This window comes from Bradyrhizobium sp. SZCCHNR1093 (assembly GCF_032381175.1).
Classification (GTDB): Bacteria; Pseudomonadota; Alphaproteobacteria; order Rhizobiales; family Xanthobacteraceae; genus Bradyrhizobium.
Map to the genome: position 1 here is coordinate 1 of NZ_JAUHJJ010000014.1, position 14,769 is coordinate 14,769.

Sequence of the window (14,769 nt, forward strand, 5' to 3'; positions counted from 1 at the left end):
GGGCAAGCGCGAAGCGCGCCGACCCGGGATCCATAACCACAGGGTTCAGTTGTCTTGCACGGGACTCGCAGCCTGCCTCTTACAAACATCGCGCGGTATGGGTCCCTGCGTTCGCAGGGACGACACCGGTTATTTGGCGCGCGCTCGGCCCTCACGATCCAAACAAAAAGAAAGGGGCCCCAGCTTGCGCTGGAGCCCCTCAACGGTCAGGGCATTGCCGGGTATTTGCCCGAACCGAAGTTGCGGACCCGGTCGCGTACGACCAAGTCCCGGGAGAACTCAGTAGTTGTAGGCGCGCTCGCCGTGGTCGGTGATGTCGAGACCCTCGCGCTCCTGCTCCACGGTCGGGCGCAGGCCGATGACCACGTCGACGACCTTGTAGAGGATCGCCGAGCCGACACCCGACCACACCAGCGTGGCGACGACAGCCTTGAGCTGCGCCAGCATCTGCGTGGCGAAGTCGTAGGTGCCGGCGTTGTTGCCGGTGATGTTGGTGTAGTCGGTGATGCCGACGCCGCCCAGCGCCGGGTTGACCAGGATGCCGGTGGCCAGAGCGCCGATGATGCCGCCGATGCAGTGCACGCCGAACACGTCGAGCGCGTCGTCATAGCCGAGCGCGTTCTTCACGGTGGAGACGAAGAACAGGCAGACCGGCGAGACGATCAGGCCGAGCACCAGCGCGCCGATCGGGCCGGCATAGCCGGAGGCCGGGGTGACGGCGACGAGGCCTGCGACCGCACCCGAGCAGATGCCGAGCAGCGAGGGCTTGCCCTTGACCGCCCATTCGCAGAGCAGCCAGGACAGCGCCGCACCGGCGGTGGCGACCATGGTGTTGACGAAGGCCAGCGCGGTGACGCCGTTCGACTCCAGGTTCGAGCCGGCATTGAAGCCGAACCAGCCGACCCACAGCAGCGCGGCGCCGATCATGGTCATGGTCAGCGAGTGCGGAGCCATCAGCTCCTTGCCGTAGCCGGTGCGCTTGCCGATCAGAACCGCGCCCACCAGACCGGCAATGCCGGCGTTGATGTGAACGACGGTGCCGCCTGCGAAGTCGAGGGCGCCAGCGCCGGCGAGCCAGCCGACAGCGCCGGTGACTTCGTCGAGCTTGGCCTGGGCAGCGGTCTTGGCGGCAGCGTCGCCAGCGGCAGCGAGAGCCTTGGCAGCAGCAGCGATGTCATCGGGAGCTGCGATGAACCAGACCCAGTGCGCGATCGGGAAGTAGATGAAGGTCACCCAGAGCAGGATGAACAGCATCACCGCCGAGAACTTGATGCGTTCGGCGAAGGCGCCGACGATCAGGGCCGGGGTGATCATCGCGAAGGTCATCTGGAACACGAAGTAGGCCAGCTCCGGGATCACCACGCCGTTCGAGAAGGTCGGAACGGTCGAGTTGGCGTCGACGCCGTGCAGGAAGGCCTTGGAGAAGCCGCCGACCCACGAGGTCATGCTGCCGCCGTCGGTGAAGGCGAGCGAGTAGCCGTAGAGCGTCCAGATCACGCCGACCATCGCAACGATGGCGAACACCTGCGTGAGGACCGAGGCCATGTTCTTGGTGCGGACGAGGCCGCCATAGAACAGCGCGAGGCCGGGGATGGACATCATCAGGACGAGGGCGCTGGACACGAGCATCCAGGCGACGTCGCCCTTGTTGGGAACGGGGGCGGCTGCGGCAGCGGCGGCAGGCGCGTCCTCGGCGAACGCCACATCGACGAGGCCTGCGACGCAGAGCCCTGCAATTGCGAGCGTAACCCATCCCGCGCTGGTTGGACGCTTGAACGTCATTTTATTGTACTCCGTAAGTGTTCTGGTTTGAGCGCGAAATCAAAGGGCCGCAGCGTCCGCTTCGCCGGTGCGGATGCGCACGGCGTGGTCGAGGCTGATGACGAAGATCTTGCCGTCGCCGATCTGACCGGTCTTGGCGGCCGAGCTGATCGCATCGATGGTCTTGTCGACCTGGTCGGAGGGGATCGCGACCTCGATCTTGATCTTGGGCAGGAAGCTCACCGCATATTCGGCGCCGCGGTAGATTTCCGTATGACCTTTCTGACGGCCGTACCCCTTCACTTCCGTCACCGTGAGACCATGAACGCCGATGGCGGTCAGGGCGTCCCGGACTTCTTCGAGCTTGAATGGCTTAATGATCGCCATAACAATTTTCATGGGTCCTATCCCCGCTTGGGCCCGGCACGGACGTTACCGAGCGCTTCCTGTCGACTGAGGTTCACCACGCGGAGAGAGCTTCACGACGCGGGCACAGCCGGGAGCGATAGAATCAAATGCCGTGCCAGACGGCTGGTCAGGGCTAACGAGCGGTGAATCCTGACCTTTTCACCCCTCACCGGGGGCATCAAAGGCTGCGCTATTCCGTCGCGCTCAAGGAATGGGCAGGCATGCGCAAAAGTTACGCATGTCAGGCTCAAGACACAATGCTGCTCACCGCGCGGGCAGAATCCCGCGACGCCGAACAGGTCAATTGGCGCCAATTGCTGCAGCTATTGCAGCGCCTCGCCATGCTGGGAGATGTCGAGTCCTTCCAGCTCGTGCTCGCGCGACACCCGCAGCGGCACGAAGGCGCTGACCAACTTCAGGAGCCCCCAGGTGACGCCGCCCGACCACACCAGGGTGACGGCGACGCCGTAGAGCTGGGCCGCAAGCTGCTTCGGGTTGCCCTCGATCAGCCCGGCTGTGCCGCCGATCGCGGCGGTCGCGAACACGCCGGCCAGCAGCGTGCCGGTGAGGCCGCCGACGCCGTGGACGCCGAACACGTCGAGCGAATCGTCATAGTTGAAGCGGTGCTTCAGCGAGGTGCAGGCCCAGTAGCAGATGATACCGGCGAGCGCGCCGATCACCAGGCCATGCCAGGGGGCGACGAAGCCGGACGCGGGCGTGATGGTGCCGAGGCCGGCCACCGCGCCGGAGATCATGCCGAGCACCGACGGCTTGCGCCGCGTCGACCATTCCAGCGCGCCCCAGGTGACGGCGCCGGCGCAAGCGGCCAGATGCGTCGTCAGGATCGCCATCACCGCATGCGCATTCGCCCCGAGCGCCGAGCCGCCATTGAAGCCGAACCAGCCGACCCAGAGCAGGCCGGTGCCGACCACCGCGAGCGACAGATCGAACGGCGAGAGGTTCTCGCTGCCATAGCCCTGGCGGCGTCCCATCACCAGCGCCGCGACCAATCCCGCGGTGCCCGCGGAGAGATGCACGACGAGACCGCCGGCGAAGTCGACCACGCCGGCCTGCGCGAGAAAGCCGCCGCCCCAGATCCAATGCGCCAGCGGCACATAGACGAAGATGAACCATGCGATGCTGAACAGGAGGTAGGCCGAGAAGCGCATGCGGTCGGCGACCGAGCCCGCCACCAGCGCCACCGTGATGATCGCGAACGTCATCTGGTACAGCATGAACAGCGACTCGGGGATCGTCCTGGCGCCGGGATGGACGCTGTCCATGCCCATGCCGGCGAGGAAGGCGCGGTCGAGCGAGCCGATCCAGGTGCCGTCGCCGACGAAGGCCAGCGAGTAGCCGAATGCGACCCACAGGATCGAGATCAGCATCACGGCTGCGAGGCTCTGCGCCATCGTCGCCAGCACGTTCTTCTTGCGCACCATGCCCGAGTAGAACAGCGCCAGACCCGGAATGGTCATCATCAGCACCAAAGCGGTGGCGACGATCATCCAGGCGGTGTCGGCCGGTTCGATCGTGGACGGCGCTGCCGCTGCTGCTGGCGTGGTGAAGGCAATCGCGCCCGCTGCAGCCAATGCTGCAGACGCGCGCAGGCAACGAGACGCGCAGGTCTCCATGACAGTCCCCCCGGCATGTCAGATGTTAGGATCTTGCAGTTCGCCGCGCCGTTGCGGCGGGCGTGCAGCCGTTGCGGCTGCTTGACGGGCTTAGAGTGCGTCGGTGTCGGTCTCGCCGGTGCGGATGCGGCGGGCATGATCGATTGGCGTCACGAAGATCTTGCCGTCGCCGATCTGGCCGGTGCGCGCGTGCGTCGTGATTACCTCGACCGCCTTCTCGGCGATGTCGGAGTTGACCGCGATCTCGATGCGCAGCTTGGGCAGGAAGTTCACGATATACTCGGCGCCGCGGTAGATCTCGGTATGGCCCTTCTGGCGGCCGTAGCCCTTCACCTCGGTGACGGTCATGCCGTGGACGCCGATCGCGGTGAGGGCCTGGCGCACCTCGTCGAGCTTGAAGGGTTTGATGATCGCGACGACGAGCTTCATGGGCGGGCCTTGGTTTCCTCGGGTCGAAGCCGCCTGTTTCGGAGGCAGGCTTGGGACGGCCGTTTTGGCCTGTTCCTAGGCAAATGGCACAAAATCAGCGCAGCGTTAAGCGAAAACGTCAAGGAGTGACGGATATCACTGAACGGAACGCGACATCGCCCGACAGACTGAAGACGTTTTCCTGCCATCCTCCACTCAAGGACATCCCATGTCGAATCGTTCCTGGTATTACGCGGCGCAAGGCCAGCAACAGGGCCCCATTTCGGAAGACGAACTGCGCGACCTGATCGCCCGGGGTGTCGTCACGGCCGAGACGCTGCTGTGGAGCGACGGGATGGCCGGCTGGGAGAAGGCCGGGCACATTCCCGGCCTGATGTCGGGCGTGCCGAGCATGTCGCCGGCCACGCCGCCCGCGTTCGATTCCGGCGGCGCCGCCTCGGCCGGCGCGCTCTCGGTCACGCTCGAGACCTGGTCCTATCTCGGCTGGACCTTGCTGTATGTCGTCGGCCAGTTCCTGATCGTCATCACGCCGTGGACCGCCGTCTACCTCTACCGCTACGTGATCGAGCGGATGAGGGTGCCCGGCCGGCCGAACCTGACCTTCACCGGCCAGCCGCTCGACATCTGGTACGTCTTCATCGCCATGGGCGTCCTGGCCTATGTCGGCCTCAGTGATCGGCCGATCCTCAACCTGATCTCGCTGGTCGCTCCGGCGTTCCTGGGCTGGATGGTGCTGCGCTGGCTTCTGAGCAACCTCGCCTCGAATGGCGAGCGGTTGCCGATCCATTTCGAAGGCAGCCCCGTCGTCTATGCCGGCTGGTACCTGCTGATGATCGTGTCGGGCATCACCATCATCGGCTGGGCCTGGGTGCTGACCGCCTGGATGCGCTGGGTCTGCCGCAACATCCAGGGGACGCGGCGCGAGGTCGTGTTCACCGGCTCGGGCCTGCAGGTGCTGTGGCGCACCTTCGCGTTCGTGCTCGGCTGCTCGGTGATCATTCCGATCCCGTGGCTGCTGCGCTGGTACAGCGCCTGGTACGTGTCGCAATTCGCGGTCGTGCCGCGGACGGCGCAGCCAGTGTGAGGCTGCTACGTCCGGCGCTCGCGGATCGAGCCCTCCTGCGCGACGGAGGCGACCAGCGTGCCGTCGGGCTTGAAGATCGAGCCGCGGGTGAGCCCGCGGCCGCCCTGCGCGCTCGGCGAATCCTGCGCATAAAGCAGCCATTCGTCGGCGCGGAACGGCCGGTGAAACCACATCGCATGATCCAGCGAGGCCGGCATCATGCGCTTGTCGAACAAGGTGCGGCCATAGCGCGCCATGACCGCGTCGAGCAGCGAGAAGTCCGACGCATAGGCCAGCGCGCACATGTGCAGCGCCGGATCATCGGGCAGCTTCGCCGCCGTCTTGATCCAGACGTTGATGCGGCCATCCTCGATCTTATGGCCGAAGTACCGGTTCAGTTCGACGGGGCGCAGCTCGATCGGCCGGTCGGATTCGTAGTAGCGGCGGATGAAGTCCGGCATCCTTTGGAAGACTTCCTGAAACATCGGCTGCTTGGAGATCTCCTCCGCCGTCAGCTTCTCCGGCGGCGGCACGTCCGGCATCTTGTCCTGGTGGTTGAATGCGCTGTCCTCGTCGCTGTGGAAGGACACCATGATCGAGAAGATCGCATTGCCGTGCTGGATCGCGGTGACGCGCCGGGTCGCATAGCTCTTGCCGTCGCGCAGGCGCTCGACCTGGTAGATGATCGGCACCTGCGGGTCGCCGGGCAGGATGAAATAGCAGTGCAGCGAATGCGGCAGCCGGCCCTCGACAGTGCGGCACGCCGCCATCATCGCCTGGCCGATCACTTGGCCGCCGAACACGCGCTGCCAGCTCGTCTTCGGGCTGTTGCCGCGGAACAGGTTCACCTCGATCGGCTCGAGATCGAGGATCGAGATCAGGTCGATCAGTCCCTTGGACATGGCGTGGTGCTTTCGCTGGCTCGGCCGTCAGCTCCGGCCCCGTTCTAGCGGGATCAGGCATCCGGAAATGACGGTCTCGGAGGGCAGACCTTGTTTCACGCTCCTGTTTCGCCCAGCTATACTCCACTCGCAAGAGTAACCGTGAGCAGGGCGGCATGACGACACAGCGAAGCATTGTCATTTGTGGCGGGGCGTTTGCCGGCCTGGCGCTGGCGTTGGCGCTCCGTCAGGGGCTTGGGCCCGAGGTGCCGGTGATCGTGGCCGATCCGGCGCTGGCGAACCGGCCGAGCCGTGATCCGCGCGCCAGCGCCATCGTCGCGGCCTGCCGCAAGCTGTTTGACGCGATCGGGGTCTGGGCCGATGTCGCGCCCGAGGCGCAGCCGATCCTCGACATGGTCATCACCGACTCCAAGCCCGAGGATGCGATCCGCCCGGCGTTCCTGACCTTTGCGGGCCAGGTCGAGGCCGGCGAGCCGTTCGCGCACATGGTCGAGAACCGGCTCTTGATCGACGCGCTGGTCCGGCATGCGGAGGCCGCAGGCGTCGAGCTCAAGGCGATGCCGGTGACCGGCTTTGCGACGCGGGCCGACGGCATTGCGGTGACTCTGGGCGACGGCAGCCAGCTCGAGGCGAGCCTGCTGGTTGCCGCTGACGGCGCGCGCTCGAAGCTGCGCGAGCGCGCGGGCATCCAGACCCATGGCTGGGACTATGACCAGTCCGGCATCGTCGTGACCATCGGTCACGAGCGCGACCATGGCGGCCGCGCCGAGGAGCATTTCCTTCCGCCCGGACCATTCGCGATTCTGCCGCTGACCGGCAAGCGCTCCTCGCTGGTGTGGACCGAGCGGCGCGCCGAGGCGAAGCGCCTCGTCGCGCTCAGCGCGGATGAATTCCAGGCCGAGCTGGAGAAGCGCGCCGGCCTGCATCTCGGCGAGTTGAAGGTGCTCGACCAGCCGCGCGCGTTTCCGCTGTCCTACTTCGTCGCCCGCTCGTTCATCGCGCCGCGGCTGGCGCTGGTTGGCGACGCCGCCCATGTGATCCACCCCATCGCGGGGCAGGGGCTCAACATGGGGCTGAAGGACGTCGCCGCACTGGCCGAGGTCGTGGTCGATGCGGCAAGAATGGGAATCGACCCGGGGCAGGTCGATGTCCTCGAGCGCTATCAGCGCTGGCGCCGCTTCGACACGATGGCGATGGGCGTCGCCACCAACTCGCTGAACTTCCTGTTCTCCAATAAATCGACGCTGTTGCGGGCCGTGCGCGACATCGGCCTTGGGATCGTCGATCGCGCGCCGCCGTTGAAGGAGCTGTTCATCAAGCAGGCCGCGGGGCTCACCGGCGAGATGCCGCGGCTGCTGAAGGGCGAGGCGCTTTGAGGTTCAGCGCGGGCCTGCGGCGGCGATGAAACCGGCGACGGCGTCGATCATGTCGGGGTCGAGCGGGCGGTCTGGATCGTTGTAGGAGGCGAGGTTCTCGTCCTCGTTGGCGACGTCGACCAGAACGTGGTTCATCTCCAGCAGCCACAGCGACTTGGCGGCCGGTGCGGCGGCGGCGAGCGCGACCATGTCGAGGCGTGCGATCTGGTGGTCGCGGGCGCCGCCGACGATCAGGATCGGGATCGTGAGTTGCTTGAGCGGATCAATCGGATCCTCGGCGAAGGCGGAGCCGATGCTCGGCTGCATGCTCGGGGCGATCGGCAGTTCGGGCGGTGGCGGGTCCACGATCTGCCCGGCCATGATGGCATCGATCGCCTTGGCGACCGGCTCCATCTTCGCGGCCGGCAGCTTCTTCTCGAGCTGCGCCTTGAGCAGATCGCCCTGCCGCCGCGCCGACGACGCGAGCAGGACGAGACGGTCGACCGGGGTGCGACGGGCGGTGAGGATGGCGACCAGGCCGCCCTCGCTGTGGCCGACCAGGACGATCCGGGCGAACTTGCCGCGCAGGAAGTCGACCAGCGCGGCGGCGTCGCCGACATAGTCCTTGAAGCGGAAGTCTTCCGGGCGGCCGAACTCCGCCTTCCAGCCGCGCGCGCCGCGCTTGTCGTAGCGCAGGCTGGCGATGCCCTGGGCGGCGAGCCGCTCGGCGAGCTTCTTCAAGGTCGCCGGCTTGAGCTGCGGCCCATTGCCGTCCCGGTCCGTCGACCCGGAGCCGGCGATCAGCAGCGCCACCGGAGGGCGCTCGACGCCCGCTGGCGTGGTCAAGACGGCGTCGAGTGCGCCAATGCGGACGGCGCTCTCCTCGGCCGAGACCACCGAGGTGAGGGCCATCAGCGCCACGGCGAGTGCGCAGCGGATCACGACGGGCCGCATCGGTCAGTCGATCTTCCGCGCTTCCTCCGGCAGCATGATCGGGATGCCGTCGCGGATCGGGTAGGCGAGCTTCGCCGACCGCGAGACCAGCTCCTGCTTCGCCGCGTCGTATTCCAGCGGGCCCTTGGTCATCGGGCAGACCAGGATCTCGAGCAGCTTGGGATCGACGGAATTGGCGGGGCGTTCGAGCGGGGCGTTCATGGCAAGGGTCTCCGGCGGGCGCCTCTGTAGCATATCGTCCGCCTGGTTGTCGTCCTTCAAGGCTTGTGCAGGGCGATCCGGATCAGCTCGTCGATGACCGTGTCCAGTTGCTGGGCCGGCAACGGCCGATCCGACAGCGCGTGGCCGAGGAAGGCCCAGTACAGCACCTGGGCGCGTGCGTGCGCGATCGCCGGCATCAGTCCTTCGGCTGAAAGCAGGCTCTCGACATAGCCCAGCCGGCGTCTGTCGATGGCCTGGACGGCCTGGCGCGCGGCGGGGTCGGATCCGGCCCAGCTGCGCACGGCGCGCTCCAGGGTGAGTCTGACGGTGAACGCGCGCCGGAGGAGCACGGCAATCGCCGGCTGGTCGCCGGCGCTCGCCTCCACCCCGGTGATGATCTGCTCGGCCGCAATCTCCCGCCACTTTTTGAGGAGGGCGGCGTGAAACGCGGCCACATCGGCGAAATGCCAGTAGAAGCTGCCGCGCGACACGCCCATGGCTTTCGCCAGCGGCTCCGCCTTCAGCGCGGTGAAGCCCCGGGTGGCCAGCACCTTCAATCCCTGTGTCAGCCAATCGTCGGCGGAGAGCTGATCGGTCATGTCGTCACCATCAGGGCGACCATACATAACTGTATTGACGGCCGCCAGGGCTTCGTGCATCTTCCATACATAACTGTATGGAAGGCGTGCCATGCGCGATGCGCTGCTCGTAACCGCGGGGCTGATGGCGATCACCGTCGCCGTGATCCATGGCGTGCTCGGCGAGACGATGGTGTTCGCGCGTGCCACCATCTCGCCGGAGCGGTTGCGAACCCTGCTGCGGCTGGTCTGGCAAACGGGCACGGTGGCGTGGATCGGCTGTGGCGTGCTGCTCACGGCCGCCCCGCGAATGGCGTCGGAGTCGGCGCGGCATTGGACGGTGGTCACCGTCATCGTCGTGTTCACCTTCGCTGCAGGCGCCAATGCGCTGGCGACGCGCGCGCGGCATTTCGGCTGGATCATGCTCGCCGGCGTGGTCCTCCTCGCCATCGCCGGCTACTGACGCTGCGCATCCGGTCGACATAGCCGCGGCACAAACTCGGCGAGATGACGGCATTGCGACGCTTTGCAACCGCTGCATCGCCTTAACTGCCGTTCGGCCGCACTCCGTTCACCGCGAGGCCACTGCCACGACACATTCGCCAAGAATGGTTCTAACTTAGAAGGAGTCTCTTTGCAGACACGGCGACGAGCCGCTTAGTTGTTCGTCGTCGCGAACGGGTGCCCGGCGTCGACATCGATCCGGGCGCGCAACCGTTCTCCGATTTGCTTGTCGGGATAGGAGAGGGGACGGATCGATGTTGGTCGACGTGGTGCGGAAGTTGGTCGTCGTAGGTGGAAGCGTCGGCATGCTGCTGATGGCAGCGCAGGCGCACGCTGGGGAATCGAACGAGATCTGCCTCACCTATGCCAATGGTCAATTCGAGCCCAAGGAGCCGACCGTTCCTGCCGACGCGCCGCTGACGATCCGCGTCAAGAACATGGAGAGCAAGGCCATCGAGTTCGAGAGCGAGACCCTGAAGGTCGAGAAGGTGATCGCGGCCAACAGCGAGGCGGTGCTCAACGTCCGCGCCATGAAGTCCGGGCGGTACGAGTTCTATAACGACTTCAACGAAAAGGCCCGCGGCTTCGTCAACGTCCAATAGGTCCAGATCCCATGCTCGCCGCCCTGATCATCGTCTTCCGCGAAGTGTTCGAAGCCGGCCTGATCGTCGGCATCGTGCTCGCCGTCACCAGCGCGGTCCCGCATCGCCTGCGCTGGATCGGCGCGGGGCTGTTTGCCGGCCTGGTCGGCGCATGCATCGTCGCGGCGTTCGCGGGCACGCTGACTCAGCTATTCGAAGGCATGGGACAGGAATTGTTCAATGCAGGGGTCCTGTCGGCTGCCGTGATCATGCTGACCTGGCACAATGTCTGGATGGCCCGGCACGGCCGCGAGATGAGCAACGAGTTGCGGACGATGGGCCAAGCGGTGGCCGAAGGCGCCAAGCCGCTGGTCGCGCTGGCGACCGTGATCGCCATCGCCGTGTTGCGCGAGGGCAGCGAGGTCGCGCTGTTTCTCTATGGCGTGGCGGCCTCCGGTGACGGCGGCGGGCGGGCGCTGCTCGGTGGCGGCGTCCTCGGCCTGCTGCTCGGCGTTGCCGTCTGTCTCGCGACCTATCTCGGCCTGATGCGCATCCCGCCGCGCGCCCTGTTCAAGACCACCACCGTGCTGATCACCCTGCTGTCGGCGGGAATGGCCGCGCAGGCGGTGTTCTTTCTCGCCCGCGCCAACTGGCTGACAACGTTCGACCAGGTGGTGTGGGATTCGAGCGCGGTTCTGCCCGAGCGTGGCGTCGCCGGACGGACCCTCAAGGCCCTGATCGGCTATACGGATCAGCCCACCGCGATGCAGCTCGCGGTTTACATCGGGGTGATCCTCGCCACCATCGCGCTGATGCGTCTCACGGCGGCGCCGCCAGCGCCGCGTGCGGCCGCCGCCGAATGATCATTGCAGCGGCGGATCGCCCGAGGTCCGCTTCTTGGCGAGATCCATCTCGGTCACGGCGATGAGGATTTCGGCGCGGGTCTTGAGGTCCGGCGCCTCGAGCATCGCCTGCTTCTCCGCCGGGCCGTAGGGCGACATCATCGCCAGCGCGTTCACGAGCGCTTCGTTCGGCGCCGCTTCGATGCCGGCCCAGTCGACCTTGAGATTGTTCGCTTTGAGGAAGTCGGTGAGCACCGCGAGCAGCGCCTCGCGGTCGACCGCGTCCTCACCCTTGCGCGCCGTGAAATCATCGACGAACGGGAAATAATCGACCTTGCACTGCCGATAGGGCGTGAGCACCGTCATTTCCTCGACCACCTTGAAGCGGGACACGCCCGTGAGCTCGAGGATGTAGCGGCCATCGCCGGACTCGGCGAGCTGCGTGATCCGGCCGACGCAGCCGACCTTGAACAGCACCGGCCGCTCCTCGCTGGAGGAATGCGTGACGTCGGGCTGGATCATGCCAATGAGCCGATGGCCGTCGCGAAGCGCATCGTCGACCATCGCGAGATAGCGCGGCTCGAAAATGTTGAGCGGCATTTGGCCGCGCGGCAGCAGCAAGGCTCCCGCCAATGGAAACACCGGAACGATCTCCGGCAGCTCGGCGGGACCGCGATATTCGGCATTGATCGGCATGCGATACCTCGTGTCCGCTGGAACGAGCGCGCGTCCCGTCCAGCCGGGTTACGAAAACAGGATCGTCGACAGCCGCTTGCGGCCCTCGATGGTGGCCTCGTCTGCGCCGCCCCAGGCTTCGAAGAACTGCACGAGCTGCTTGCGCGCGCCGTCGTCGTTCCATTTGCGGTCGCGCTTCACGATCTCGAGCAGCTGGTCGGTGGCTTCCTTCCGCTTGCCCGCGGCGTTCAGCGCCGTCGCCAGGTCAAAACGCGCCTGGTGGTCGAGCGGATTGGCGGCGACCTTCTGTTCGAGCTCGCCGACCGGCCCGAGCGACTGGGCTTGCTCGGCCAGATCGATCGCGGCCTGCACGGCGGAGACCGCCGAATCGCTACGCTTGGCGTCCGGGACCATCGCAAGCGTCTGCTTGGCCTCGTCGATCGCGCCGAGCTCGACCTGGCACTTCGCAAGCCCGGCGATCGCCGGGATGTTGGCGGCATCGACCGCGAGCACCTCGGCATAGATCTCGGCCGCGCCAGCCGCATCGCCCTCGGCGAGTGCGGCTTCGGCTTCCTTGAGGATTTCGGCGATGTCGGGCTCGCCGACGCCCGGAACGCCCTTGGTGATCTTTTCGATGAAGGCGGCGACCTGGCTCTCGGGCACGGCACCCATGAAGCCATCGGCGGGCCGTCCGCCGACGAACGCGATCACGGCCGGAATCGACTGGATCCCCATCTGGCCGGGAATGGCCGGATGCTCGTCGATGTTCATCTTGACCAGCTTGACCTTGCCGTTGGCGGCCTTGACGGCCTTTTCCAGGATGGGCGTCAGCTGCTTGCACGGTCCGCACCACGGCGCCCAGAAGTCGATGAGGACCGGCTGCCGCTTCGATTCCTCGATGACGTCCTTCACGAAGCTCTGCGTCGTGGTGTCCTTGATCAGATCCGGCACCTGCGGCGCCGCTCCGCCGCCCTGCTCAACAATGGTCACGGGGTCCCTCGTCCGAAAAATTCCGATGGACGGCGACCGGGAACCGGCCGCCGCCGCGCCTCAATACACGTTTTCTCTCACTTTAAGTGGCGGTCCAGCTGGAAATTTCAATCAGCGCCCATCGCGGCCCGGTGATGGGCAGGTTTGGGCCCGGTTCGGCCGGCCCCGACCGCAAAAATTTGAACGTCGTCGGCGTACGAAACCTGTCGCAGACCTGTTGCATTCGTCCGCGGCATTTGGCATAGGTCTGCCCGTCGCTGGCGGCCACGCCGCCAAGGCGTCACGGATGCGGGTGTAGCTCAGTGGTAGAGCACGACCTTGCCAAGGTCGGGGTCGAGGGTTCGAACCCCTTCGCCCGCTCCAAAAATTCCGCTCCGTTCCCCTCTCGCCTTATGCCTCATCATTTCGTCGGCGGGGATTTGTCCCAGGCCGCGAGTGCGTCGGCGAATACCCGATCTCCACTGGGACCTTTGCCGATGGCGAGGATGCCCCGGCGCTGGTTCGCATAGACGACCGGGATGTCGAACCATTCGCGCCGTGCGAGGAGTTCCTCGTTGCGCGCGCGATCGGCCTCGACGTTGGACAAGCCCACCAGGAATGAACCTTCGGTGATCTTGACGGAAAGCCCGGCAAGCGGCGTCCCGCGCGACTTCTCATCCGTCTTCATCAGCATTCCCGGGACGCTGCTGATGCCGCCACCGACGAAGTCGGCAGCGGGCCTGAATGTGAGCTCGGCGACATGGCTGGCCGGCAGGCTGGGATCGTCGTTGCGGCGCAGCTGCAGGCTGACCTTCAGCTTGCGCTCGGGAATGTCGATCTCGCCACGGATCACCGGCATGAGCCGTCCTGATTGTGCGTTCTTGACCGTCTCGGTCCGCCAGGTGATCGAGCCGGAATAGCGCCTACCCTTGGGGTCAGAGAGATCCTCATCATACAGCACGGCAAGTCCGGGCGTCCGCGCATCTGCCGCGTCGGACGAGGCGGTCGGGCTCGAAACGGGAGCGCTGCTCCGGGCGGCGTCAGGGCCGGCCGGCTGCGTCGGCTTCGCGGCGGCGGCGCTCAGTTGAGCGCCGCTGTCTATCGACGTGAACATCACGAGCGGCCGCTGCGCTCCGCTGGTGGCGCGCTCCACCGCGGCGTCGGTCTGGTTGAGGATCTCGATCAGACGTTGGCCAGGCTGCTGGAGCGCCTCTGCAAGGGCTGCGGCGAACACGCCGTGGCCGTCCGGGCCGCGCTGTCCCGCCGTCCCGGCCTGTGCGGCAAAGGAGATCACGGTCCGTGCGGAAACGTCGACCGGGACGAGGCCGGCGGCAAGTCCGGCGATGCCGCGCCCGGCGAACGGATTGGAGCGGAAGGCGTCGAGAATGATCACGTTCTGCCGGGGGTTCGATCCGCCCAGCTCGCGCAGAATCGCAGTCAGGTCGCGCAGCTCGGTGTTGAGATCCGCAGCTGTCGCCGGTGCCGCGTCGACCGGGACGAGATAATCGGCGCCGCCCAGGTTGAGCCCATAGCCGGCATAATAGATCAGCGCGACGTCGGCGTCGGCGATCCTGCCCTTGAACTCGGCAAGCGCGCGATCGAAGCCTCGCCTGTCGAGGTCGATCTGCGCGGCACCGCCGCTCAGGGTGAAGCCGAGCCGCGACAGCCTGTCGGCGATCAGCCGGGCATCCGCCGCCGGCTCGTCCAGCAGCGGCGCGCGCTCGTGAATGGAGTTGCCGATCACCAGCGCCACGCGCTTGTCGGCGGCAGCGGGCCCGGTCGAGATCAGGATCGCGCCGACGACAAGAATGGTTGCAGATAGTAGCTGTCCAACTCGGCCGATCACCCGACGCATGCCAACGATCTCCTGTCACCCGATCTGTGCGCTTGTACGACGATTTTACCGCATTTCG

At 66.3% G+C, this 14,769-nt stretch carries 16 protein-coding genes and 1 tRNA gene; 6 read left to right on the forward strand and 11 right to left on the reverse strand.

What is annotated here, in order from left to right:
- Positions 1-279: 279 nt before the first annotated feature.
- The 4 genes from QX070_RS29290 to QX070_RS29305 all read right to left on the reverse strand — a co-directional run bounded on the left by QX070_RS29290 (position 280) and on the right by QX070_RS29305 (position 4,232).
- On the reverse strand, positions 280-1,782 hold the full coding sequence (locus tag QX070_RS29290) for an ammonium transporter (RefSeq protein WP_315740632.1): 1,503 nt from the start codon (positions 1,780-1,782) through the stop codon (positions 280-282).
- Between the two features lie 39 nt (positions 1,783-1,821).
- The gene (locus QX070_RS29295) at positions 1,822-2,160 is read right to left on the reverse strand and encodes a P-II family nitrogen regulator (protein WP_006611147.1); all 339 of its coding nucleotides are present in this window, start codon (positions 2,158-2,160) and stop codon (positions 1,822-1,824) included.
- A gap of 332 nt (positions 2,161-2,492) precedes the next feature.
- Positions 2,493-3,803 carry an ammonium transporter gene (locus tag QX070_RS29300; protein ID WP_315740633.1) on the reverse strand — a complete coding sequence of 437 codons (1,311 nt, stop codon included), beginning with the start codon at positions 3,801-3,803 and terminating at the stop codon, positions 2,493-2,495.
- A gap of 90 nt (positions 3,804-3,893) precedes the next feature.
- Positions 3,894-4,232 (reverse strand): P-II family nitrogen regulator, encoded by a 339-nt coding sequence (locus QX070_RS29305; protein WP_172112996.1) that lies wholly within the window; start codon positions 4,230-4,232, stop codon positions 3,894-3,896.
- Positions 4,233-4,440: 208 nt separating this feature from the next.
- Here QX070_RS29305 and QX070_RS29310 point away from each other — a divergent pair, with 208 nt between their 5' ends.
- Positions 4,441-5,316 (forward strand): DUF4339 domain-containing protein, encoded by an 876-nt coding sequence (locus QX070_RS29310; protein ID WP_315740634.1) that lies wholly within the window; start codon positions 4,441-4,443, stop codon positions 5,314-5,316.
- 5 nt (positions 5,317-5,321) lie between these two features.
- On the opposite strand, the gene tesB is transcribed toward QX070_RS29310, so the two are convergent.
- Positions 5,322-6,197 (reverse strand): acyl-CoA thioesterase II, encoded by an 876-nt coding sequence (gene tesB, locus QX070_RS29315; protein WP_315740635.1) that lies wholly within the window; start codon positions 6,195-6,197, stop codon positions 5,322-5,324.
- A 155-nt stretch (positions 6,198-6,352) separates the two neighbouring features.
- On the opposite strand from tesB, the gene QX070_RS29320 reads away from it, so the two are divergent.
- Entirely contained in the window at positions 6,353-7,573 is a 1,221-nt protein-coding gene (locus QX070_RS29320; RefSeq protein ID WP_315740636.1) for a ubiquinone biosynthesis hydroxylase, read from the forward strand.
- A gap of 3 nt (positions 7,574-7,576) precedes the next feature.
- On the opposite strand, the gene QX070_RS29325 is transcribed toward QX070_RS29320, so the two are convergent.
- The 3 genes from QX070_RS29325 to QX070_RS29335 are packed head-to-tail and all read right to left on the reverse strand — an operon-like array spanning position 7,577 to position 9,306.
- On the reverse strand, positions 7,577-8,506 hold the full coding sequence (locus QX070_RS29325) for an alpha/beta hydrolase (protein WP_315740637.1): 930 nt from the start codon (positions 8,504-8,506) through the stop codon (positions 7,577-7,579).
- Between the two features lie 3 nt (positions 8,507-8,509).
- The gene (locus QX070_RS29330; RefSeq protein WP_006613415.1) at positions 8,510-8,707 is read right to left on the reverse strand and encodes a Trm112 family protein; all 198 of its coding nucleotides are present in this window, start codon (positions 8,705-8,707) and stop codon (positions 8,510-8,512) included.
- Between the two features lie 56 nt (positions 8,708-8,763).
- Positions 8,764-9,306, reverse strand: coding sequence for a TetR/AcrR family transcriptional regulator (locus QX070_RS29335; protein ID WP_315740638.1), 543 nt, complete (start codon positions 9,304-9,306; stop codon positions 8,764-8,766).
- Between the two features lie 91 nt (positions 9,307-9,397).
- Here QX070_RS29335 and QX070_RS29340 point away from each other — a divergent pair, with 91 nt between their 5' ends.
- The 3 genes from QX070_RS29340 (at position 9,398) to QX070_RS29350 (ending at position 11,233) form a co-directional block, all read left to right on the forward strand.
- A complete protein-coding gene (locus tag QX070_RS29340; protein WP_315740639.1) occupies positions 9,398-9,748 on the forward strand; it encodes a hypothetical protein in 351 nt (116 codons plus the stop codon).
- Between the two features lie 346 nt (positions 9,749-10,094).
- A complete protein-coding gene (locus QX070_RS29345) occupies positions 10,095-10,391 on the forward strand; it encodes a cupredoxin domain-containing protein (RefSeq protein ID WP_315740640.1) in 297 nt (98 codons plus the stop codon).
- An 11-nt stretch (positions 10,392-10,402) separates the two neighbouring features.
- Positions 10,403-11,233, forward strand: a complete 831-nt coding sequence (locus QX070_RS29350) for an FTR1 family protein (RefSeq protein ID WP_315740641.1) — start codon at positions 10,403-10,405, stop codon at positions 11,231-11,233.
- Here the strand turns inward: QX070_RS29350 and QX070_RS29355 are convergent, their stop codons facing one another.
- Entirely contained in the window at positions 11,234-11,908 is a 675-nt protein-coding gene (locus QX070_RS29355; protein ID WP_315715855.1) for an LON peptidase substrate-binding domain-containing protein, read from the reverse strand.
- A gap of 48 nt (positions 11,909-11,956) precedes the next feature.
- On the reverse strand, positions 11,957-12,877 hold the full coding sequence (gene trxA, locus QX070_RS29360) for a thioredoxin (RefSeq protein ID WP_315740642.1): 921 nt from the start codon (positions 12,875-12,877) through the stop codon (positions 11,957-11,959).
- A 288-nt stretch (positions 12,878-13,165) separates the two neighbouring features.
- On the opposite strand from trxA, the gene QX070_RS29365 reads away from it, so the two are divergent.
- Positions 13,166-13,240 (forward strand) — tRNA-Gly (locus QX070_RS29365).
- Positions 13,241-13,277: 37 nt separating this feature from the next.
- Here QX070_RS29365 and QX070_RS29370 read toward each other — a convergent pair.
- Positions 13,278-14,711 carry a caspase domain-containing protein gene (locus tag QX070_RS29370; RefSeq protein ID WP_315740643.1) on the reverse strand — a complete coding sequence of 478 codons (1,434 nt, stop codon included), beginning with the start codon at positions 14,709-14,711 and terminating at the stop codon, positions 13,278-13,280.
- Positions 14,712-14,769 lie beyond the last annotated feature (58 nt).